General features: G+C 40.4%; 16 protein-coding genes. 10 read left to right on the top strand and 6 right to left on the bottom strand.

All coding sequences use genetic code 11. The annotated features are described in order from the left end of the window. Positions 1–55 precede the first annotated feature (55 nt). The 4 genes from Q7657_RS12885 to Q7657_RS12870 all read left to right on the top strand — a co-directional run bounded on the left by Q7657_RS12885 (position 56) and on the right by Q7657_RS12870 (position 4,241). Entirely contained in the window at positions 56–1,450 is a 1,395-nt protein-coding gene (locus Q7657_RS12885) for an AmpG family muropeptide MFS transporter (RefSeq protein WP_053988597.1), read from the top strand. 321 nt (positions 1,451–1,771) lie between these two features. Next, on the top strand, positions 1,772–2,623 hold the full coding sequence (locus tag Q7657_RS12880) for a nucleoside-specific channel-forming Tsx family protein (protein WP_107164849.1): 852 nt from the start codon (positions 1,772–1,774) through the stop codon (positions 2,621–2,623). A 108-nt stretch (positions 2,624–2,731) separates the two neighbouring features. After that, a complete protein-coding gene (gene panE, locus Q7657_RS12875; RefSeq protein WP_258178086.1) occupies positions 2,732–3,631 on the top strand; it encodes a 2-dehydropantoate 2-reductase in 900 nt (299 codons plus the stop codon). Next, entirely contained in the window at positions 3,624–4,241 is a 618-nt protein-coding gene (locus Q7657_RS12870; RefSeq protein WP_107164847.1) for a DJ-1 family glyoxalase III, read from the top strand. The genes panE and Q7657_RS12870 overlap by 8 nt, the downstream gene beginning before the upstream one ends. An 85-nt stretch (positions 4,242–4,326) precedes the next feature. Here Q7657_RS12870 and thiI read toward each other — a convergent pair whose 3' ends face one another. The 3 genes from thiI to pomA form a co-directional block, all read right to left on the bottom strand. After that, positions 4,327–5,778: a tRNA uracil 4-sulfurtransferase ThiI gene (thiI, locus tag Q7657_RS12865; protein WP_008986362.1), complete on the bottom strand. Its 1,452-nt coding sequence runs from the start codon at positions 5,776–5,778 to the stop codon at positions 4,327–4,329. Between the two features lie 371 nt (positions 5,779–6,149). Further along, positions 6,150–7,073 carry a flagellar motor protein MotB gene (locus Q7657_RS12860; protein ID WP_107164846.1) on the bottom strand — a complete coding sequence of 308 codons (924 nt, stop codon included), beginning with the start codon at positions 7,071–7,073 and terminating at the stop codon, positions 6,150–6,152. An 11-nt stretch (positions 7,074–7,084) separates the two neighbouring features. Then, a complete protein-coding gene (gene pomA, locus Q7657_RS12855; RefSeq protein ID WP_053988603.1) occupies positions 7,085–7,846 on the bottom strand; it encodes a flagellar motor protein PomA in 762 nt (253 codons plus the stop codon). 348 nt (positions 7,847–8,194) lie between these two features. Here pomA and xseB point away from each other — a divergent pair, with 348 nt between their 5' ends. Genes xseB through dxs form a run of 3 tightly spaced genes read left to right on the top strand, consistent with a single transcriptional unit; the run spans position 8,195 to position 11,222 of the window. Continuing rightward, a complete protein-coding gene (gene xseB, locus Q7657_RS12850) occupies positions 8,195–8,440 on the top strand; it encodes an exodeoxyribonuclease VII small subunit (protein WP_008986358.1) in 246 nt (81 codons plus the stop codon). After that, positions 8,430–9,332, top strand: coding sequence for a (2E,6E)-farnesyl diphosphate synthase (gene ispA / locus Q7657_RS12845; protein WP_053988604.1), 903 nt, complete (start codon positions 8,430–8,432; stop codon positions 9,330–9,332). Before xseB ends, ispA begins: the two co-directional genes overlap by 11 nt. Positions 9,333–9,356: 24 nt before the next feature. Next, the gene (gene dxs / locus Q7657_RS12840) at positions 9,357–11,222 is read left to right on the top strand and encodes a 1-deoxy-D-xylulose-5-phosphate synthase (protein ID WP_107164845.1); all 1,866 of its coding nucleotides are present in this window, start codon (positions 9,357–9,359) and stop codon (positions 11,220–11,222) included. A 146-nt stretch (positions 11,223–11,368) separates the two neighbouring features. Here dxs and Q7657_RS12835 read toward each other — a convergent pair whose 3' ends face one another. Next, a complete protein-coding gene (locus Q7657_RS12835; RefSeq protein WP_107164844.1) occupies positions 11,369–13,453 on the bottom strand; it encodes a hypothetical protein in 2,085 nt (694 codons plus the stop codon). A 221-nt stretch (positions 13,454–13,674) separates the two neighbouring features. Then, positions 13,675–15,180, bottom strand: a complete 1,506-nt coding sequence (gene lysS / locus Q7657_RS12830) for a lysine--tRNA ligase (RefSeq protein ID WP_107164843.1) — start codon at positions 15,178–15,180, stop codon at positions 13,675–13,677. 278 nt (positions 15,181–15,458) lie between these two features. On the opposite strand from lysS, the gene Q7657_RS12825 reads away from it, so the two are divergent. The 3 genes from Q7657_RS12825 to cadA all read left to right on the top strand — a co-directional run bounded on the left by Q7657_RS12825 (position 15,459) and on the right by cadA (position 20,954). Then, complete coding sequence (locus tag Q7657_RS12825; protein WP_107164842.1) at positions 15,459–16,904, top strand: winged helix-turn-helix domain-containing protein; 1,446 nt, start codon at positions 15,459–15,461, stop codon at positions 16,902–16,904. Positions 16,905–17,390: 486 nt separating this feature from the next. After that, positions 17,391–18,722 (top strand): cadaverine/lysine antiporter, encoded by a 1,332-nt coding sequence (cadB, locus tag Q7657_RS12820; protein WP_107164841.1) that lies wholly within the window; start codon positions 17,391–17,393, stop codon positions 18,720–18,722. A gap of 99 nt (positions 18,723–18,821) precedes the next feature. Then, positions 18,822–20,954 carry a lysine decarboxylase gene (gene cadA / locus Q7657_RS12815; protein ID WP_107164840.1) on the top strand — a complete coding sequence of 711 codons (2,133 nt, stop codon included), beginning with the start codon at positions 18,822–18,824 and terminating at the stop codon, positions 20,952–20,954. Between the two features lie 181 nt (positions 20,955–21,135). Here cadA and pgpA read toward each other — a convergent pair whose 3' ends face one another. Next, positions 21,136–21,624 (bottom strand): phosphatidylglycerophosphatase A, encoded by a 489-nt coding sequence (gene pgpA, locus Q7657_RS12810; protein ID WP_008986354.1) that lies wholly within the window; start codon positions 21,622–21,624, stop codon positions 21,136–21,138. Positions 21,625–21,626 lie beyond the last annotated feature (2 nt).

The raw sequence follows: 21,626 nt of genomic DNA, 5'->3' as shown, positions 1-21,626 counted from the left end.
AACAGTTTCACTATTGGCAAGTATCTGCAATGGATGCTTGTGCTATGAGGAAAATATGGATAAAGCCATACAACAGGATAATACCACCGGCTGGCGTGTGTATTTAAATCCTAAAGCTCTGATCATGTTCGCGCTCGGGTTCTCATCCGGCTTACCTATTCTACTGGTGTTCGGAACGCTTTCTTTTTGGTTGCGTGAAGCTGATGTCAGCCGTACCAGTATTGGCTTTTTTAGTTGGGTAGCGCTGGCTTATGGTTTTAAGTGGGCATGGTCACCATTAGTAGACCGTTTTCCACTGCCGATTTTTTCCAAACTTTTTGGTCGCCGCCGAGGCTGGATGCTGTTTTCACAGCTGATCATCATCTTGTCACTGTGCGGAATGGCAACCAGTAACCCACAAACGGATCTCATACAATTCGCCCTCTTTGCTATCGTTGTCGCGTTTGCTTCTGCAACCCAAGATATTGTTATTGATGCATTTCGTATTGAATTAGCCACTGTGCGTTTACAGGCGGCACTTTCTGCGACCTATATGGCAGGTTATCGCTTAGCAATGATCATGGCAGGTGCAGGTGCGCTCGCATTTGCAGCATGGTTTGGCTCAGACAGTGGCTATGATCCATCAGGTTGGAAAGCGGCTTACTTTATCATGGCAGGGATGATGCTGATTGGTGTGATTACTACCCTATTAGTTAAAGAGCCCAATATTGATAGTTCATCTATTGAAAAGATCGAAGATGAATACCAGCAAAAACTTGAGCAAAAAGGCTTAGGCAAACGTCAGGCTAAATTAGGTGCATGGTTCTATACTGCTGTGATCATGCCATTTCAAGATTTCTTCCAACGCTATGGCAAGAATGCCTTACTGATCTTATTGCTGATCAGCTGTTACCGTATTTCCGATGTGGTCATGGGCGTGATGTCGAATGCATTCTATGTTGATATGGGCTTTACCAAGAGTGAAGTTGCATCAATATCAAAAGTGTTTGGTGTGATCATGACGTTAGTAGGTGCGGGCTTAGGTGGTATTTTAGTGAGTAAATTTGGTACATTGCGCATTCTTGCACTAGGTGCATTATTGTCTGCGATCACTAACTTATTATTTATGATCTTCACCTACATTGGTAACAATATCGAAATGCTAACTTTAGTCATTTCAGCTGATAATTTAGGTGCCGGTATTGCAACAGCCGCCTTCATTACCTTTATGTCTAGCTTAACCAATGTGGCATTCTCTGCAACTCAGTACGCGTTATTCAGTTCGATCATGTTGCTATTCCCAAAATTCATTGCAGGCTTCTCTGGCATGTATGTTGACCATTTTGGCTATAACATCTTTTTCTTAACCACGGCACTGATCGGTATTCCTGTACTGATTTTAATCCGCCTAGTTGCGAAAAATTCAGCGCTAACATCTGCTGAATCTCCTACCGCTATCGAAGAACAATAATCCTCTCGCACTTTAGGTAAGATTTCTGTTGAAAGCAGGGATCTTACCTCTACATCTTTTATGCAAATTGCATATTTTTGCCATCAAAAAAATTTCCTCAGAACATCAACCTCATAAAAAGTTCACTAAATGCGTAAAAAAAGCACACAAAGATCACACTTATTTTGTAAATGTAATAGATTTCAGACGATCCAGATCACAAAAAGCAAAGGTTTGCGCAAACGTTACATTCCCAAGTGAGAGATTAAGCAATAGAATTAGAAGCACAAAAACGGGGCGGCCAAAATCCCGAACTATAGACCACCATAGCGAGATAAAAACATGCGCAAATCATTAGTAGCACTGAGCGTTTTAGCAGCAACAGCTCTACCATCACTAGCAAATGCAGCTGACTACTCTGATGACATCCACAAGAACGATTACAAGTGGATGCAATTCAATTTAATGTACGCTGTTAATGAGCTGCCAGGTGAATCTGATCATGATTACCTAGAAATGGAATTTGGCGGTCGTTCAGGCATTTTTGATTTATACGGCTACGTTGATGTTTTCAACCTTACTAACAGTAAGAACAGTGACAAAAACGGCGCTGAAAAAATGTTCATGAAATTTGCACCTCGTTTATCACTAGATGCAATGACAGGTACTGATTTATCTTTTGGCCCTGTACAAGAACTGTACATCGCTACACTTTTTGAGTACTCAGGCAACGCAGGTTACACAAAAGCGGTAACAGATAAAGATGGCAATATTGTTTCTTATGAAGGCCAAGGTGTTAACAACGCTAAAATTGGTCTTGGTTCAGACATCATGGTGCCGTGGTTAGGTAAAATTGGCTTCAACGTTTACTCTTTCTACGACATGAATGCTAAAGACTGGAACGGTTACCAAGTTTCAACAAACTGGTTCAAACCTTTCTACACATTTGCAAACGGTAGCTTCCTATCTTACCAAGGTTACATCGACTACCAATTTGGTATGGATAAGAAAGTTGCAGGCCTAAATACATCAAACGGTGGTGCAATGTTTAACGGTCTATACTGGCACTCAGATCACTACGCAATTGGTTACGGCCTAAAAGCATACAAAGATGTATACGGCCTAAAAGATGGTGGTTTTGCAGGCAAGACATCTGGTGTTGCTCACTACTTCAGCCTTTCTTACAAGTTCTAATATTTCTTGTAAATGGCTTAAAAGGCGCTTTTATAGCGCCTTTTTTGATCCTGTGATTTACCAATAATGTTAGTATCTTACGCAAGATAGCGAAGAATGGATGTAAACGTGAAAATCACAGTATTAGGTGCCGGAGCCATTGGCTCTCTTTGGGCTGTTGTATTAAAGCAGCAAAAACATGATGTCCAAGTTTGGACTCGCTGTTCTAACCCTGAATATTCGGTTAATTACCAAGCCCTAAATGGTAACCCACAACCCTTTCTCTTTACTGCTAATAGCATTGAACACCTCTCTCAAAGTGACTTACTGCTTGTTACCGTTAAATCATTTCAAGTGGAAATGGCATTAGCACCAATAATTAACCATATCCCAGCTTCTTGTATTATCGTGATCATGCACAATGGCATTGGTAGCCAAGAAATCATTAAGCAGCTGTTACCTACCCACGATATTTTGTACGCTACAACCTCACAAGCAGCGCTCAAATCAGAGGGGCTGTTAAGGCATACTGGTCATGGACAAACCTATATCGGTGCAATGCAAACAAATACGCCTCGAGATTTTTCAACCATTGCAGATCTACTAGATCAGGTTTTAACACCTTGCAGATGGCACACCGACATCATGCAGCCATTGTGGCAAAAGCTGGCGATTAACTGTGCTATCAATCCATTAACAGCAATCAACCAATGTCCTAATGGTGAATTGGCACAAGCGCAATATCAAAGCCAGTTAAAGCAGATTTGTAATGAAGTGGCGCTGGTAATGACGACTGAAGGCTATCAAACCACGGCGCAAATACTTTACGATCAAGCATTAATGGTTATTCACGCAACAGCTAACAACTATTCTTCTATGAACCGTGATGTTTTTTATCAGCGTCAAACCGAAATAGACTATATTACGGGCTATCTTATTCGCCGAGCGAAACAATACGATATTGCTATACCTGCCAACCAGCAGTTATGGCAACACATCAAATCAATGGAGTCCTCATATCATGCATGAGCAAACAAAAATGCTTCCTCGTGTAGCTGTGTGTCTTGCCCCTGGCAGTGAAGAAATGGAAGCTATCAATACCATTGCGATTCTAAAACGCGCTGGTTTTGAGGTCGTCGTTGCAAGTAGCGCTGAAGATGGCGCGCTGATTATAGATGGCTCACGAGGGATCAAGCTCGTTGCTGATACCCCATTAATCGACATTGCTGATGAGCAGTTTGACTGTGTAGTGTTACCGGGAGGGTTGCAAGGCGCAGAGCATTTTCGTGATAGCCCACTGGTCATTGAGTTTGTAAAACAACATCACTACGACGGCAAACTGATCGCGGCTATTTGTGCTACACCCGCGGTCATGTTTATGCCTAATGAGCTATTTCCTCAATCGTTAATGACCTGCCACCCTGCTTTCCAAAGTCAAATTCCAGAAAAGCAATTGCGTGTAAAACGTGTCGTTTACGATAAAAATACCCGTTTACTCACCAGCCAAGGCCCGGGCACAGCACAAGAGTTTGCGTTAGAGATCGTGACTCAATTAGAAAATAAAGCTAAAGCTGCTGAAGTTGCCGATCCTATGGTGGTATGGCCAAACATGCATTATGACGTGTTGCCTCGCACTTAATATTAATAGCTTAAACGGTTAGAAAACAAAAAGCCTCGCAACATTTGCGAGGCTTTATTTTATCTTTTAAATACAAGCATTCAGATTATAGAGGACGGTAAACTTTTACGTTCTCAAAACCATTTTCTTTTAAGTAAAGCGCTTGTAGACGGCTCATCACACCACGATCACAGTACAATAGGTAAGTCTTATCTTGTGGTAAGTCACCGAACTGTGTTGCTAGTTTATAGAAAGGTAAGTGCTTCACTTCAATACCTTCAAGCTCTAATGGGCTTTCGTCTTCTTCGTCAGGGCTACGAATATCCAGTACGATAGCATCGCCAGCCACTTGATCTACTAACTCAACTTCAGGCGCTTGCTCTTGGCTTTGTTTTTCGATGTCACGAATATCCATCACACGTGCCTCGTCAACAACACGATCAAGAATAGAGAAATCAAACTTCTCTTCTTCCGCTTCTAGCTTCGCTTTCACGGCTTTCACTGTTGGGCTCTTAGAGATCACACCACAGAACTCTGGCATCGTCTTGGCAAAATCTTCAGTACCAATTTCACGCGCTAGGTTGATGATATCTTCTTTATCCCAGTTAATAAGTGGACGTAAGATCAGGCTATCTGTCACGCCATCAATGTGACGAAGGTTGGTTAGAGTCTGACTTGATACCTGACCTAATGCTTCACCTGTCACTAATGCTTCGATACCAAATTTATCGGCAACTTTACCCGCAGCACGCATGAACATACGTTTTAGGATCACGCCCATTTGGCCATCATCCACTTTCTCTAAGATCTCACCAACAACAGGTTCGAAATCGATAGCGATGAATTTAACTTTCGCTGAAGAGCCGTATTTGTTCCATAGGTAGTGAGCGACTTGCTTCACACCGATCTCGTGTGCAGGGCCACCTAGGTTAAAGAAACAGTAATGAACTTTACTACCACGTTTGATGTGTAAGTAACTTGATACACCGGAGTCGAAACCACCAGAAATCAAGCTTAGCACGTCTTCTTGTGTACCTAGCGGGAAACCACCTAGACCTTCGTGACGGCAAAGCACTAAGTTAAGTAAGTTATGTTCGATTTCGATATTAACGGTAACGTCAGGCTTTTTCAGACGTACTTTTGCCGTTTCAATCGCTTGGTTAAGACCACCACCGACGTAACGCTCAGCTTCGATCGATGTAAAGTCGTGCTTACCCACGCGTTTTGCACGTACACAGAATGTTTTACCTTCAAGCTCAGGCGCAACAAGTGCGAGGGTTTGCTCAAAGACATTATGAAGATCAGTAAATTCCGTTTGCTGTACTTCAAGCGTGTGGTGAATACCCGGTGTTTGTGTCAATACCGCTAGAACCATGTCGCGCTTCGATTCATCCGGCTCATTAATTTCCAGTGAAAAACGACGGTTATAGACACTAACAGATTCAGACTGACGCTTTAGGATAATGCGTAAATTAGACTCAAGAATTTTGATAAAACGCTTACGCACTGAATCACTTTTAACAAAAATCTCTGGATGTGGTTTAACAATAAATTTCATAACACGCTTCGCTTCACTGGGCTAACAGTACAGAATAGAACCCATTTTTTACGGATGATATAGCAGATCATATCGCGCAAAGTAATGGAGAGTACCAAACGGAATTAAAGGCGCGAATTATACAGCAAGCTCTCGACCACTGAAACAAAGATATGAAAACTCACTAAGTTATCTTCTGTCGTCACTGCTGCGCGTCATTAGCTTTCAATTATATTTACCTTAGTCACGATCATCTAAAGCGGCAACTCTCATTCATAAAATGCGCGTTCAGCTATGCCATGTATCTCTTTTGCTTCATATTATGAATATAAAAAATAACGGCAGTATTGCGACTGCCGTTATCAGTTATTTATACCACTTATAAACACAGATTATTGCGAAATAAAATCACTGCTTATTTCATCTGTCTCGTGAGGTTTACCTTGCATAATAGAGATTTCGACACGACGATTTTTCGCTCGTCCTTCCTTGGTCTTGTTATCAGCAATCGGCATAGTGTCAGCTAATCCCACCACACGCATTTTGGTGTGATCAAACCCTTTCACTTTTTCCATTTCTTGCGCTACCGATACCGCACGCTGCGCTGATAGATCCCAGTTAGAGCGGTAAAGCTCTGAATCCATCTGATCGTTAGCAGTATGACCAGAAACCCGAATAATACCCGGTACGTCTTTCACTAATAACGCAATCTGGCGAACCAATGGCTTGAATTTTGGCTGCAGAAAAGCCGAACCTTCAGGAAATGCGCCTTTTTCACGAATACGGATCACCAATTGTTGGCCAAGATTCTCGATTTCAATCACTTTATCGCTAATTTCACGCTCTAAGGCTTTGGTGAGCACTTCTTTTAGCTGATTTTGCATTTTATCGAGCTCTTCTTGCTCGTTCTCATTATTCTCTGTCGCGGTTTTCTTACTTTGACCACCGGTTAAATTGCCAGCATCACGTTGTGTACCACCAGCACGATCTGAATCGCCTTCATGAAAATCCAACGTTCGCTGCGTCATATCAATGGTCTGCTGCATGATCACTTCAATCGGTGTTGGCTCTGGACGACCAGGGCGAAACTCTTGAGCTATCACGCTAGTGCCTTTAGGAATGTCATTGACTTCCAGCATGTTTTGCACCCCGAAAGCATATTTCATCGAACCTGCAATTTGCTTGAACTTCAACACATCCATTTCAGAAAACGACAACAACAACACAAAGAAGCACATCAGCAAGGTCGCAAGATCGGCAAAAGTCGCCATCCACGGTGGCGCTCCTTTTTTACATTTGCATGCTTGTTCTTCCATTTGACCGTCTCTTACTCGTCAATGATGCTGCTGCGCTTTTTCTCATGAAGATAATTTTTCAGGTAACCATCAATCACACGCGGGTTTTGTCCATCTTGGATTGCTAACACGCCATCAAGAATAAGACGCTTATTTAGACGCTCTTGCTCTTTACGCAAGGTTAATTTATCTGCAATAGGGATCGCTACCATGTTTGCCAACATTGAGCCGTATAAGGTTGTCAACAACGCTACCGCCATAGCAGGACCTATTGACTTTGGATCATCCATGTTTGAAAGCATGGCAACCAAACCAATCAAGGTACCAATCATGCCCATCGCAGGGGCAACATCACCAAACGATGAAAAAATACCCACGCCTTGTTCATGTCGCTCATTAGTCAAAGCAATATCTTTTTGCAGTGTGCCACGTACCACTTCCGCATCATGCCCATCTACCAACATATCAATGCCTTTACGCATAAATGGATTAGCAATTTCCATTTCTTCTAGGGCTAAAAATCCCCCTTTACGTGCGGCATCTGCCATTTCTACAATTTTTGCAATAAGCTCTTCAGGGTTGTCGGTTTTAAACATGAAGGCTTTGACAGCGATTTTTGCTGCACCAAAAAATTGACCAATGTTGTACTTCATCAAGACAACAAAAGTACTCCCGCCCAATACAATCAATACCGATGGTACATCAAAGAACATCACGAGATCGCCGCCAAGCAGCATCGCCATGACAATAAATGCGAATGCCCCAAGCAATCCTATAAGCGTTGCCAAATCCAAAGCATGTTCCTCTTTTTGCTAGGTAAATATAACTGGCTTGCGTTTATTGACACTCAATTAACACATAAAGATCCTTCACAGAGATAATACGATTTAAACTAAGTCAAAACTTTAAAGCCACCACCAGATTCATGATTTAATTTGCTTAAATTTGGCAGCGAGTTATGAATTTCCTCCGCAAAGTAACTCTTTATCGACCACTACAGTTTTTCATTTAGCTTTTTCTTAACCAATAAATGATGACTATTTATGAAAATTACTGTCTGCGACACAGATTACTGTGACATAATTTGACCCCAGTAATTCTCTACGTTATTTTTCCTGCACTTAGATAAGAGTGAAAATGATATGGCAGCAAAAAAACCAGAAAATATGGCATTCGAAGCCGCCCTTGATGAGCTAGATGCCATTGTCAATGAACTAGAATCTGGCGATATTCCACTCGAAGATGCGCTAAAAAAATTCGAACGAGGCATTGCCCTTGCTCGTAGCAGTCAACAAAAACTGACGCAAGCAGAGCAACGTGTAGAAATTTTGCTTCAGGCAGATGATGAAGCTCCACTGACTGATTTTGAACCTAGCCATGACGAATAGTTCTTCTTTATCACTATCCCTTAAGTGCTATCAACAACGCAGCAATGAAGTATTAGCCCATTGGCTAGCAACGCAACCTTTTGCGGATAAAGCCTTACTTAAAGCCATGCAGTATGGAACATTACTGGGTGGTAAACGTGCGCGTCCATTTTTGACCTATGTAACAGGTGAAATGTTAGGTGTGACTCAAGATGATCTTGATACACCAGCAGCCGCGGTTGAATGTATTCATGCCTATTCATTAATCCATGACGATTTGCCTGCTATGGATGATGATGCGCTACGTCGTGGTCAACCAACGTGCCATATTGCATTTGATGAAGCGACAGCGATTTTAGCTGGCGACGCGCTACAAACCTTGGCATTTGAAATTTTAGCAAATGGTCAATTGAGCCAAGATGGTAATACCCAACGTATTGCTATGGTAAGTGAACTAGCAAAAGCATCAGGTGCTGCTGGCATGTGCCTTGGACAAGCCTTAGATCTTGATGCTGAAGGCAAACATGTTGGATTAGAACAACTAGAATTAATCCACAGACACAAAACAGGGGCATTGATCCGATGTGCCGTTCGCTTAGGGGCGCTAGCTGCTGGTGAGAAAGGTATCGCGATTTTGCCGCACCTTGATAAATATGCCGAAGCAATTGGCCTTGCTTTCCAAGTTCAAGATGACATTTTAGATGTGATCAGCGATACCGAAACACTCGGTAAGCCACAAGGCTCAGATCTTGAACTTGATAAGAGCACATACCCCGCTTTGCTTGGCCTTGAAGGCGCGCAAGAAAAAGCGCAGCAACTTTATCAAGAAGCACTACAAGCATTAGCGGCTATACCCTACAATACATCCCAATTAGAAGTTTTTGCCCGATACATTATCGAACGCAAGAGCTAAATCCGTATAAGCGCCGAAACTGTTATGACCTTGGATATCTCAAAATACCCTCATCTGGCCCTTGCTAACACGCCAGATGAATTACGATTATTGCCAGCTGAAAGCCTTCCACAAGTATGTGATGAACTTCGTACCTACTTGTTGAAATCTGTTAGTCAGACCAGCGGCCACTTTGCATCAGGGCTTGGCACTGTCGAGCTCACGGTTGCCTTGCACTATGTCTACAACACCCCTTTTGATCAGGTGATCTGGGATGTTGGCCACCAAGCTTACCCACATAAGATCTTAACGGGTCGTCGTGATGACATGGCAACCATTCGTCAAAAAGACGGTTTACACCCTTTCCCTTGGCGTGGTGAAAGTGAGTACGATACGCTTTCTGTTGGTCACTCATCTACCTCTATCAGTGCTGGTTTAGGTATGGCGATCGCAGCAGAAAAAGAAGGCCAAGGTCGTAAAGTTGTCAGCATTATTGGTGATGGCGCAATCACTGCGGGTATGGCATTCGAAGCCATGAACCATGCGGGTGATGTACACAGCGACATGCTCGTTATCTTAAACGATAATGAAATGTCGATTTCTGAAAACGTTGGCGCATTAAACAATCATTTAGCACATCTGCTTTCAGGTAACTTCTACACTTCGATCCGTGAAGGTGGTAAGAAGGTGTTATCTGGTGCGCCACCCATTAAAGAAATGGTTAAGCGTGCAGAAGAGCATATCAAAGGCATGGTTGTTCCAAGCACCATGTTTGAAGAGCTTGGTTTTAACTACATTGGCCCTATTGATGGTCACGATGTTCATGAGCTAGTTAAAACACTGAAAAACATGCGTAACCTTAAAGGCCCGCAATTTCTTCATATTATGACGAAGAAGGGTAAAGGCTATGCGCCAGCTGAAGCTGATCCAATCAATTACCATGCTGTACCAAAATTCGATTTAAGCCAAAATCCACTGCCGAAATCGAAAAGTGCGAGCCCGACTTACTCTAAGATCTTTGGTGATTGGCTATGTGATATGGCTGCCGTTGATGACAAGCTTATGGCGATCACACCCGCAATGCGTGAAGGCTCTGGTATGGTACGCTTCTCAAAAGAATACCCAGATCAATACTTTGATGTCGCAATTGCCGAACAACACGCAGTGACGCTCGCGACAGGTATGGCAATTGGTGGTTACCACCCTGTTGTAGCAATTTACTCAACCTTCTTGCAACGTGGTTATGATCAACTTATTCACGATGTGGCGATCATGGACTTACCTGTCATGTTTGCTATCGATCGTGCAGGTCTTGTTGGCGCAGATGGTCAGACTCACCAAGGTGCGTTTGATATTAGCTTTATGCGCTGTATTCCTAACATGGTGATCATGGCACCAAGTGACGAAAACGAATGTCGTCAGATGCTTTACACGGGTCATAAACACCAAGGGCCAAGTGCAGTTCGTTACCCTCGTGGTACTGGTATGGGTGTTGAAATTGAGCAAACCATGACTGAACTTGAGATTGGTAAAGGCGTGATCCGTCGTCACGGTGAAAACGTGGCCATTCTAAACTTTGGTGGCATGCTAGGTTACGCATTAGAAGCGGCTAACAGCCTGAATGCAACGGTTGCTGACATGCGCTTTGTCAAACCTCTGGATGAAGAGTTAGTTATTGAATTAGCGAAGACTCACGATGTTATCGTAACAGTGGAAGAAAATGCGATTGCTGGCGGTGCGGGCAGCGGTGTGGTTGAGTTCTTAATGAAAGAAAAATGTATTAAGCCAGTACTGAACATTGGTTTGCCTGATCGTTTCATTGAACAAGGTACACAAGCTGAACTACACGAAATGTTAGAAATTGATGGCAAAGGTATCGAGAAACAAATTCGCGCTTACCTTGCGAAATAATAATAACCTAGCTATCAAACTATTTAGCTAACGCCACTATTTCGCATCAGCATAAATAGTAACAAGAAGGTTTTCACTTACTCTTAGTGAAAACCTTTTTTATTGCCTAATTTAGCCCTTATCACGGCAATCCCATCATATCTCAGCTAATCATCGACCTTTTTTAAGATAACCCCTTCATAGCCTTTTATATCTACATATTGAGTAGGTTTTTCAAGCGAACCATCATAATTTACACGCTGATAATACCCTGGTAATGAGACGCGTATTGGCTCTGTTTGATAAAATTCCATCTGGTTACGGTACTTTGTTCCACGATATAACACTAAGCCTTGAGTATATTGCCGAGCAATCACACCATCTTTAGGCACATCCTTAAACCAACCTGTTCTATAAAGCCAAAACCAATTCGCAGGCTCTAATTTTATATCTGAAATTTTGCGGTCAGTTGTCAGTGCTTTTCCTGTTTTCGACTGCCAGTGAACTGGATCAAAACCTTTAGGGATCGATGCTGGCTTACCGATATCAATAGCGAGTAATTTCTGTGGCTGATATGCCCAATTTTTAGGAACCCCACCTTGATACCAAATCGCTTTTCCTAATGCATTTTGATCCGCTTCTGTATTACTACTGCCATAAACAAAAGTCTGATTCCAACTGTGATAATAGGTTTTATCGGGGATATTAAACAGATAATACAGCGCAAGCCCTGTGTAGATATCCGACTCCCACGCTTGTTTACTCAGTGGCTGTTGCTGACTTTTACCACCACGAGTAGTAGTCATAATCAAGCTTTTATCGCCAAGCGCAGCTAGCGCATAGCTCTCCCAATAAGACTGCAATCGCTCTAAACCAATTGCTGGACTTAAATAATGCTCTCGAAGCCAGACATCCACCACCCCTCTTAATTGTTCAGGCCAATCAGGGTATTCCCATAAATTCAGCTCAGAAATATTGGCTGACAACCAATGACTGCCAGTTGTCTTTTTCACTCGCTCAAAAAAGTCTGACATTTTCGCGGCATAATAACCTGCCGCTTTTGATGTTCCAGCGACAATAGGCGCTTCCAGTATTTGCCCACCAATTAGCACTTTAAATTGATTGGCACTAAACAGCTTTGCCATATCATCATTGTAAGCGCCTGTTAAGCCTTGTCTTTTCCAGTCATACTTGTACCAATTCGCATGGTTTTGATTAAAAGCATCATCGTTAAAATTGGTGCGATACCAACAGCTTCCAGCCCACATTTTTCCGGTTGGGATCACCCTTGCTTGGTGTTTAAATCGTGCACTCGCCGATTGATTAGCTCTTTGTAGAAACTCATCATCATCCACATAACCATCTCCATTAGGATCATTGTTAGGATCCCATCCTGGAAACATCATAGTGGCAGTAGATAAGCTCCCCGATGTGTTAATAATTTCAAGCCAAGGTTCAATATTAACTCCTTTCACTTCTTCCTTATGCTTCCAGTTCAATGCAACTACCCAGCTCCGATAACCTGCCTTTAAGGCTTTATTTCCAGTATTTAATTCACGCCCCTGGAACATCGCATGAGTGGGTAACCAACGCTGATTAATTCGGCCAAACCATTTCCCTTCCCGTTGGATCCAATGTACATCAGCTTTTTCGAGCCCTGCGATATCACCTTCTTTATTGGCGTTAGCAATCCATAGTTCAGGATGATCGGTACTTTCAACTACCAGGGTTTCAAAAGGATAAGCAGCATGAAGAATAATCTGCTCATTGGCATTAACGGTAAGAGGAAATCTAGCAGTCGCAAAGTTATTGTTGCGGATCAGCAAGCTCAACATCGGCTCACCATTTAAAAGATAATCAAGCCCTTTACTTTGATCGGGAACGGTAAGTTGAGTGTCATTCTTATAATGCATATAACCATTTTCAGGATCTTGTCCTTCTTGATAAGCATGATAATGGAGCCAACCTTGCTGCTCATCGGGTTTACAATCAAGCTTATGGACATAGATATAACCCATGGCGATAGTTTTTTTATTCAGAGCGACATCTTGTAAACTCCCAAACACCGCATCAGCATGCTCTGCTTCCCAGCGTCTAACATCCATAATTGAATTTAACTCAGATATCGCGGTAGGTTGTTGCCAATTCCCAGTCAATACCCAAGCGGTTGCCGTTGATGGATAAACTTGTCCATCAGCCATTGAAGCAAAGGTTAATAAACCCACACTGATTATTTTTAGATAGGTGCTCATAGAGCAATCTCTTCTCTCTATCTACATAATTTGAGACTAGTTAAACCGTCAGGTTAATGATGAGAAATAAATCATTTTATTAGGAATGCGACACATGAATATGTGTCTTCTAAGAAGATGTTTGTATTAAGTAAATATATGGCATTAAAAAACGGCAGTTGGAGTTCCAACTACCGTTATAACGCTACAGAACAATGAGCCTCTATTGCGCTAATTGCAAATTAGTTAATTGGTCGTAGGGATGGGAAAAGAATAACATCACGAATAGTATGAGAATTAGTAAATAACATCACTAACCTATCAATACCAATACCTTGGCCTGCTGTTGGCGGTAAACCAAACTCTAATGCGCGGATATAATCTTCATCATATTGCATTGCTTCGTCATCACCCGCATCTTTGGCTACCATCTGCGCTTTAAAACGGCTGTCTTGATCTTGAGCATCATTAAGCTCTGAGAAACCATTCGCTACTTCTCTGCCACCAACAAAGAACTCAAAGCGATCGGTAATAAATGGGTCTTCATCACTTCGACGTGCTAAAGGTGAAATATCAGCGGGATAACCGGTTATGAATGTAGGCTGCAATAACTTAGGCTCTGCTGTCTCACCAAAGATTTCTTCAAGCAATTGACCGCATGTCCAGAATGACTCAACTTCAATGCCTACTTCTGTGGCAATATCAACCATCAACTCTTTATTTTTAACTTGTTCGTAGCTTAAATCTTGAATACGACGATTGTCAGGGTTGTAATACTGGATTGCTTCTAACATCGTCATGCGAGTATATGGGCCTGAAAACTCAATGACATGCTCACCATATGGCAAGGCTGTTGTACCGCATAACTCTTTCGCAACAGAACTTAACAGATCTTCAGTAAAATCGATTAAATCATTGTAATCAGCATATGCCATATAGAATTCCATCATTGTGAATTCAGGATTATGGCGTGGTGAAATACCTTCATTTCGGAAGTTTCGGTTAATTTCAAATACGCGCTCAAAACCACCGACAACAAGACGTTTTAGGTACAGTTCAGGCGCAATACGAAGATACATATCAATATCTAACGCATTATGATGAGTGATAAAAGGACGCGCAGACGCACCACCGGCTATCGGGTGCATCATAGGAGTTTCTACTTCCATGAATTGATGTTTAAGCATGAATTGACGAATCGCGGCAACGACTTTAGAACGCATAATCATTGTATTGCGAGATTCTTCATTAATGATCAAATCAACATAACGCTGGCGATAACGTTGCTCTTGATCTGTTAGACCATGAAATTTTTCAGGTAACGGACGTAGCGCCTTTGTTTGTAATTCATATTCATCCATATTGACGTAAAGCTCACCACGATCAGAACGATGCACTTGTCCTTTAACACCGATAATGTCGCCAATATCTAAACCATGATATTTTTCTTTTAACTCTTCTTGTACTTGCTTATTTGCATATACTTGAATACGACCAGATACATCTTGTAGCACCATAAAAGGGCCACGCTTAGCCATAATTCTCCCTGCTACAGATGTCGTATAAGTATTACATATCAAATCATCTTTTGATTTATTTTCAAAACCTTTAATTAATTCTTTAGCTAATTTCAAACGACGAAAGGTATTAGGGTGACCACTCGCTTTACTCTCTTTTCTTATATGTTCAAGCTTCGCTCTACGTTCAGCGATTAATCTATTTTCATCTACTTCATTATTATCCAACATAACATTTCCTTATCACTTAATTACATACAAGAAACACTCAACAATAAAATGCAACTTTACTTTTATGTTTGCATTTACCATTTAATCTAAAATAAATATTCCAAAAATAAAAAACGTGATCCATGACAAGAAATAAAGAAAGTGAATGTTTATTTAATTACATTGAAAATGAAAAATGAAATTACATTTAATAACTTCGATTATTCATTCACTAATCAACTCAAAGTAAATAATATATGAATAATTTTATCTAAATTCTAAATTAAAGAAATTCAGTTATGGCTTGGAGAAATTTCAAAATAAATGATTGTTTATTAATAACAACAGAAAACAGTCTGAACAAATTAGGTAAAACATATATTCTTGAACCAAGAATTACTAAACTTCTATCATTTATGGCTCAAAATCAAGGGATTGTATTTACGCGAGATGAGTTAATTGATGAGGTTTGGGATGGTGCCGTTGTTAGCGATCAAGTTGTTACTCAATCCATTTTTGAATTAAGAAAAATTTTAAAAAAGTTAGATGAAGATCATTGGATCATTACCATTCCCAAACGAGGCTATAAATTAGACGCTGATGTACAACAAATTTACATTGACCCTAATACTGGCTTTAAATTAGAAGAGTTTCATTCATCTAACGAGCATACGAATGACAACAATAACCTCGGAACCACATTTCCAGCGGGGCCGATGACACGTGCATTTAGCAAACCAGAGAAAGATATCTCACCAGCCTCAGTAAGCAATAAAATCAAAAACTTAAAGCTTAACCATTGGCTTTTCGATGTGGGAATATTATCTATGTTAGTGCTTACCCTTGTCTTCGCTAGTTGGGCGAACAATGATAATGCATCAACCAAAAGCTTAAAAAACCCACGGCAAATAAACATAGAAATAACCTCTTCATCTAATCAGGTATATTCTATAGCGAAAATGATAGAAAGCACGCTGTTTACTTACACTGACTACACCAGTAGTCTACATCCTAATTCAGAAGCTGGAAAAACACTTTCGCTATATATTAGTGATAATAATCAATTACATATAGAACTTTATAATAATATATCTCATCATTCTGATTTAAAAAAAAGCCTGCTTTTACAAAGTAAAAAACTCTACACATCCCTCAATCAATTACTCAATGAACTCATTCAAACCTTAACCCATGATCACCAAATAGCCGTTACTAATGTACCTGTAATTACTGAATCAACCCTGCTTTATAAATACCTATCATTACCAGACCTAATTAATGACGATGGACAAGTAAATAAAAGCTACCTAACTGATATAAATAAACTTATTTCAGACTCACCCAATAACAGTTACTTGCTTGCAAAACGTTATATTAGCTACGCAATTATTCTTACTCTAGATAACAAAGAAACATCAATGCCAAAATTAATGAATTATGCACATGACTTAGTTAAGAATATTTCTCAACAAAATTCCTTATCATCACTACCAACTCAAACGCTCAATGCACTTGCTTTGAATCAGCTCTATCAAGGTAATTTTGACTTGTCACAACATTACTTATCGCTATCAAGGCAACAATCAAAACAAAACTCAGCCCTTTATTATATTCTCCAGGGCAAAATTTTTGATATTAAGAATCAACATCAGCAAGCAAATGAAAACTTTAGTATTGCTAAATATTTATCACCATCTTATGAAACAGAAATACTTTGTCAAAGCTTAGTGTTTCATTCTATTTAACCTTAGGTTCAATTTAAATAAAAATATAAGGTTGCTGATTCATACCAGCAACTTTTTATTTTTATGTCGCAATAGGACTAAAAATATAATAATAAAAAGGTAGCCGATATAATCAATGTATCAACCGTTAATATTGTTGTTACAAAAAGAGTGTAAATTTTGGACTCTAGCAATAAAGAAATTTAAATTATATAGATAACAATAGCGGTTTATTAAATGCAGTTAACACCATTATAAATAAATTATTTTTTCACACCCAGATAAAAAATTTAAAATTCAATAACTTGTAAATTTTCACATGTAAAAAAATGTAAAAATATCATCTTTCAATTCTTGAGTAGAAAATGATTAAAAACTTAAAAAAAACTCCTGTAATTTAAAAATCAATTCCTCTTACTCAGATTAAGAAGAAGTGTTTTTGTTCATATCTTGAAATAAAACATATTTGAGAGTCCTCAAATATCACGACATATTGGAGATTGTTACATGTCGTCTGATACATCTAAAAAAATAGGTTTAATAGCCTGTACTGGTGTTGTTGCTGGTAACATGATGGGGAGTGGTATTGCACTACTTCCTTCAACACTAGCAAAAGTAGGTTCCATTTCTATCTTTAGCTGGATTATCTGCTTAATTGGTGCTCTATCATTAGCATTTGTTTATGCACGTCTTGCAACCAGCAATCCTCAAGAAGGTGGCCCTATTGCTTATGCTGGTGAGGTATCTCCTGCATTTGGCTTCCAAACAGGTGTTCTTTACTACCACGCAAACTGGATTGGTAATCTTGCCATTGCGATTACAGGGGTATCTTACCTTTCAGTTTTCTTCCCCATTTTAAATAATACGATCCCTGCAGCAATTGCTACGATTGCATCAGTTTGGATTTTTACTGTAATCAACTTACTTGGTGGTTCTTGGGTAAGCCGCTTATGTACATTAGGCCTTGTTCTAATCCTTATTCCAATTATTGGTACAGCTATCATTGGCTGGGGTCATTTCGACTCTGCAATGTATATGCAAAACTGGAACACATCTCATGGCTCTAATTCACACGCAATTGTAAGTGCCGTACTGATTACTCTTTGGTCATTCGTGGGTGTTGAATCGGCGGCAGTATCATCGGGTATGGTAAAAAATCCGAAGAAAACAGTTCCACTTGCAACACTGTTAGGTACTGTTATTGCGGGTGTTATTTACATCCTTTCAACTCAAGTTATCGCTGGTATGTTCCCAGCTTCTGAAGTTGCGGCATCAGGCGCACCATTTGCACTTGCAACAACAGCAATCTTTGGTAAGTGGAGTGCTCCATTTGTTGCAGCCTTTACTGCTTTAGCATGCTTTACATCATTAGGTTCATGGATGATGTTAGTTGGTGAGGCGGGTAAACGTGCAGCTAATGACGGTAACTTCCCTGCTGTATTTGGCGAAACCGATAAAAATGGTGTGGCGAAGAAAGGTCTTGTTTTAGCTTCAGTTATGATGACTATCTTAATGATTGCTATTACGGTGTTCAGTTCAAGTGACAGCCACGCTTCTAACTTATTCGATATCTTAACATCAGATGCTGTATTGCTAACGATGCTGCCTTACTTCTACTCTGCGGTGAACTTAATCCGTTACGAAGGTATGACAACCCGTAATGTCTTTGTGATGTTGTTCTCTGGGGTAGCTTGTATCTTCTGCTTCATCGCACTGATTGGTGCCGACCCATCAGCATTAGCAGCAACCTTCGTGGTCTCTCTAGCCATCTTTATTTTCTATGCTCGCAAGCTTGGCTTCCGTCAGCACTTACAACTAGAGCAACAGAACAAAGCGTAATCTCGCTCTACCACTCACTTTTTAAATTAATTTAAGGCGCATCAATACATCACCAATATGGGCATGATGCGCCCTCTCTCACTTTGGAGAAATTCAAAAATGAATACTATTGCAATATTAAATAACTTAGGCGTTTTCTTTAAAAAATACCCAGTACAAGAATTAGAACAATCACTGACGGCTTTAGGTTACAAGACTGTCTACCCTGTTGATGAAAAAGATTTACTGAAGTTACTGGAAATGAACCCACGTATCAGTGGCGTTATCTTCGATTGGGATACCTATTCTCTAGATCTGTGCCAGCAAATTAATAAAGTGAATGAGAAGTTACCGCTATTCGCTTTTGCCAATGAGCACTCTACTCTTGATATTAACCTTGCCGATCTTCGTTTAAATATCTATTTCTTCGAATACAGCCTAGGTAGCGCAAAAGATATTGCACACAAGATTGATCAAGCGAATCAAGATTACAAAGACAGTATTCTCCCACCGCTAACAAAAGCATTATTTAACTATGTTGATGAGGCAAAATATACTTTTTGTACTCCAGGCCATATGTCAGGTACTGCATTTAACAAGAGCCCTGTGGGGAGTATTTTCTATGATTTCTATGGTGCAAATACATTCAAAGCAGACATTTCGATTTCAATGCCAGAACTTGGTTCACTATTAGATCATTCAGGCCCTCATAAAGAAGCTGAACAATACATTGCGCGTACATTCAATGCTGATCGTTCGTACATTGTTACCAACGGTACTTCTACCGCGAACAAGATTGTGGGTATGTTCTCAGCACCAGCAGGCAGCACAGTACTTGTTGACCGTAACTGTCATAAATCATTAACTCATATGATGATGATGACCGATGTGGTTCCAATTTACTTCCGCCCAACACGTAATGCTTACGGTATTTTAGGTGGTATTCCTAAAAGTGAATTTAGCCGTGAAGTGATTGCTGAAAAAGTAGCAAATACGCCAGGTGCAACAAAGCCAGGTTATGCAGTAGTAACTAACTCTACTTACGATGGTTTGTTCTACAATACCCAATTTATCAAAGAGTCGCTGGATACTAAGTTTATCCACTTTGATAGTGCTTGGGTGCCTTACACTAACTTTAACTCTATTTACGAAGGTAAGTGCGGTATGAGTGGTGAAGCTATCCCGGGGAAAGTGTTTTATGAAACTCAATCAACACACAAACTATTGGCCGCATTCTCACAAGCTTCAATGATCCATGTTAAAGGTCAACTTGAAGAAGAATCTTTCAACGAAGCATTCATGATGCACACCTCAACATCACCACAATACGGTATTGTGGCGTCTGCTGAAATTTCTGCGGCAATGATGCATGGCAACGCTGGTCGTCGTTTAATTCAAGATTCAATCGATCGTGCGATTCGTTTCCGTAAAGAGATCAAAAAGCTACGTTCGGAATGTGATGGTTGGTTCTTTGATGTATGGCAACCAGAGAACATTGAAACAACAGAATGTTGGAACCTAAAACCCAATGAAAAATGGCATGGTTTCAAGAACATCGATGAGGATCATATGTTCCTTGATCCAATCAAAATCACGTTGTTGACACCAGGAATGAACGAAGAAGGCGAACTATCTGAAACAGGTATTCCAGCTTCTATTGTGGCTAAGTTCCTTGACCAACACGGTATCGTTGTTGAAAAGACAGGTCCATACAGCCTATTATTCTTGTTCTCAATTGGTATTGATAAACCAAAAGCAATGCAGCTTCTTCGTGCATTAACTGAGTTTAAACGTGGCTACGATCGTAACATGACTATCAAGTCATTCTTACCATCTCTATACCAAGAAGATCCTCAGTTCTACGCCAATATGCGTGTTCAAGATCTAGCACAAGGTATTCACGATCTCACTGTGAAATTCCAATTGCCAGAACTGATGTACAAAGCATTTGATGTATTACCAGAAATGAAGATGACACCGCATGACGCATGGCAAGAGGAGTTACGAGGTCAAGTGCGCGAAATTCCACTATCCGAAATGGTAAATGAAATCAGTGCCAATATGATCCTACCTTATCCTCCAGGTGTACCTGTTGTACTTCCGGGTGAAATGGTAACGGAACAATCTCGTCCAGTGCTAGATTTCCTTGAAATGCTATGTGAAATTGGTAATCACTTCCCAGGCTTTGAAACAGATATCCACGGTGTTTACAACATTGATGGCGTGTACAAAGTGAAAGTGATCAAACAATAAGATCATAAGTTAAAAAGCAATAAAGGCATGTTCATTTAGAACATGCCTTTTTTATTTTTATCTACAATCAACTATTTGAGAACAATAATAGATAGCAAAAGAATTAAGCTATATCCATTTACAGAATAAAAACAACTAAAAAACTATTCTTCGAAAAACTTAATACTCAAGAAGTCAGTTATTAAAAACCAAGCCAATAGCCTACGACCCATAAAGCAATCATTGCCATGAAGCCTGCAAGAATGTCATCGACCATGATCCCAAAGCCGCCTTTGACATGCTTATCTAACCAACTGATAGGCCAAGGTTTTACCATGTCAAAGAAACGGAATAGAATAAAACCAGTTAGTACCCATTGCCAGCTTACCGTTGGTGCTATTGCCATGGTGATCCAAAAGCCAACAAACTCATCCCATACGATACTACCGTGATCGTGTACCTTCATGTCACCAGAAGTAATAGTACAAATTTTCACGCCAATTAATGCTGCAACAAGCACAGCGACTAAGTACCAACCAAAAGGCAATTGGGCTAACAACAGGTAGAACGGGATCGCGGCTAATGTCCCCATTGTGCCCGGCACATATTTCGCTAAACCACTACCAAACCCTGTCGCTAATAGGTGCCACGGGTTACTCATTTTTAATAAATCTTTAGGATTGGTTGACACGT

Origin of the sequence: Candidatus Photobacterium acropomis (genome assembly GCF_030685555.1) — a bacterium.
In the GTDB taxonomy this organism is placed as follows: domain Bacteria; phylum Pseudomonadota; class Gammaproteobacteria; order Enterobacterales; family Vibrionaceae; genus Photobacterium; species Photobacterium lucens.
This window is presented reverse-complemented; position numbering and strand designations above follow the sequence as displayed.

Coding starts and splice junctions, on each gene's coding strand:
- cadA (WP_107164840.1), top strand. CDS start 18,822: ATGAATACTATTGCAATATTAAATAACTTAGGCGTTTTCTTTAAAAAA.
- thiI (WP_008986362.1), bottom strand. CDS start 5,778: ATGAAATTTATTGTTAAACCACATCCAGAGATTTTTGTTAAAAGTGAT.
- dxs (WP_107164845.1), top strand. CDS start 9,357: ATGACCTTGGATATCTCAAAATACCCTCATCTGGCCCTTGCTAACACG.
- ispA (WP_053988604.1), top strand. CDS start 8,430: ATGACGAATAGTTCTTCTTTATCACTATCCCTTAAGTGCTATCAACAA.
- Q7657_RS12885 (WP_053988597.1), top strand. CDS start 56: ATGGATAAAGCCATACAACAGGATAATACCACCGGCTGGCGTGTGTAT.
- xseB (WP_008986358.1), top strand. CDS start 8,195: ATGGCAGCAAAAAAACCAGAAAATATGGCATTCGAAGCCGCCCTTGAT.
- Q7657_RS12835 (WP_107164844.1), bottom strand. CDS start 13,453: ATGAGCACCTATCTAAAAATAATCAGTGTGGGTTTATTAACCTTTGCT.
- cadB (WP_107164841.1), top strand. CDS start 17,391: ATGTCGTCTGATACATCTAAAAAAATAGGTTTAATAGCCTGTACTGGT.
- Q7657_RS12825 (WP_107164842.1), top strand. CDS start 15,459: ATGGCTTGGAGAAATTTCAAAATAAATGATTGTTTATTAATAACAACA.
- Q7657_RS12880 (WP_107164849.1), top strand. CDS start 1,772: ATGCGCAAATCATTAGTAGCACTGAGCGTTTTAGCAGCAACAGCTCTA.
- Q7657_RS12870 (WP_107164847.1), top strand. CDS start 3,624: ATGCATGAGCAAACAAAAATGCTTCCTCGTGTAGCTGTGTGTCTTGCC.
- Q7657_RS12860 (WP_107164846.1), bottom strand. CDS start 7,073: ATGGAAGAACAAGCATGCAAATGTAAAAAAGGAGCGCCACCGTGGATG.
- lysS (WP_107164843.1), bottom strand. CDS start 15,180: ATGTTGGATAATAATGAAGTAGATGAAAATAGATTAATCGCTGAACGT.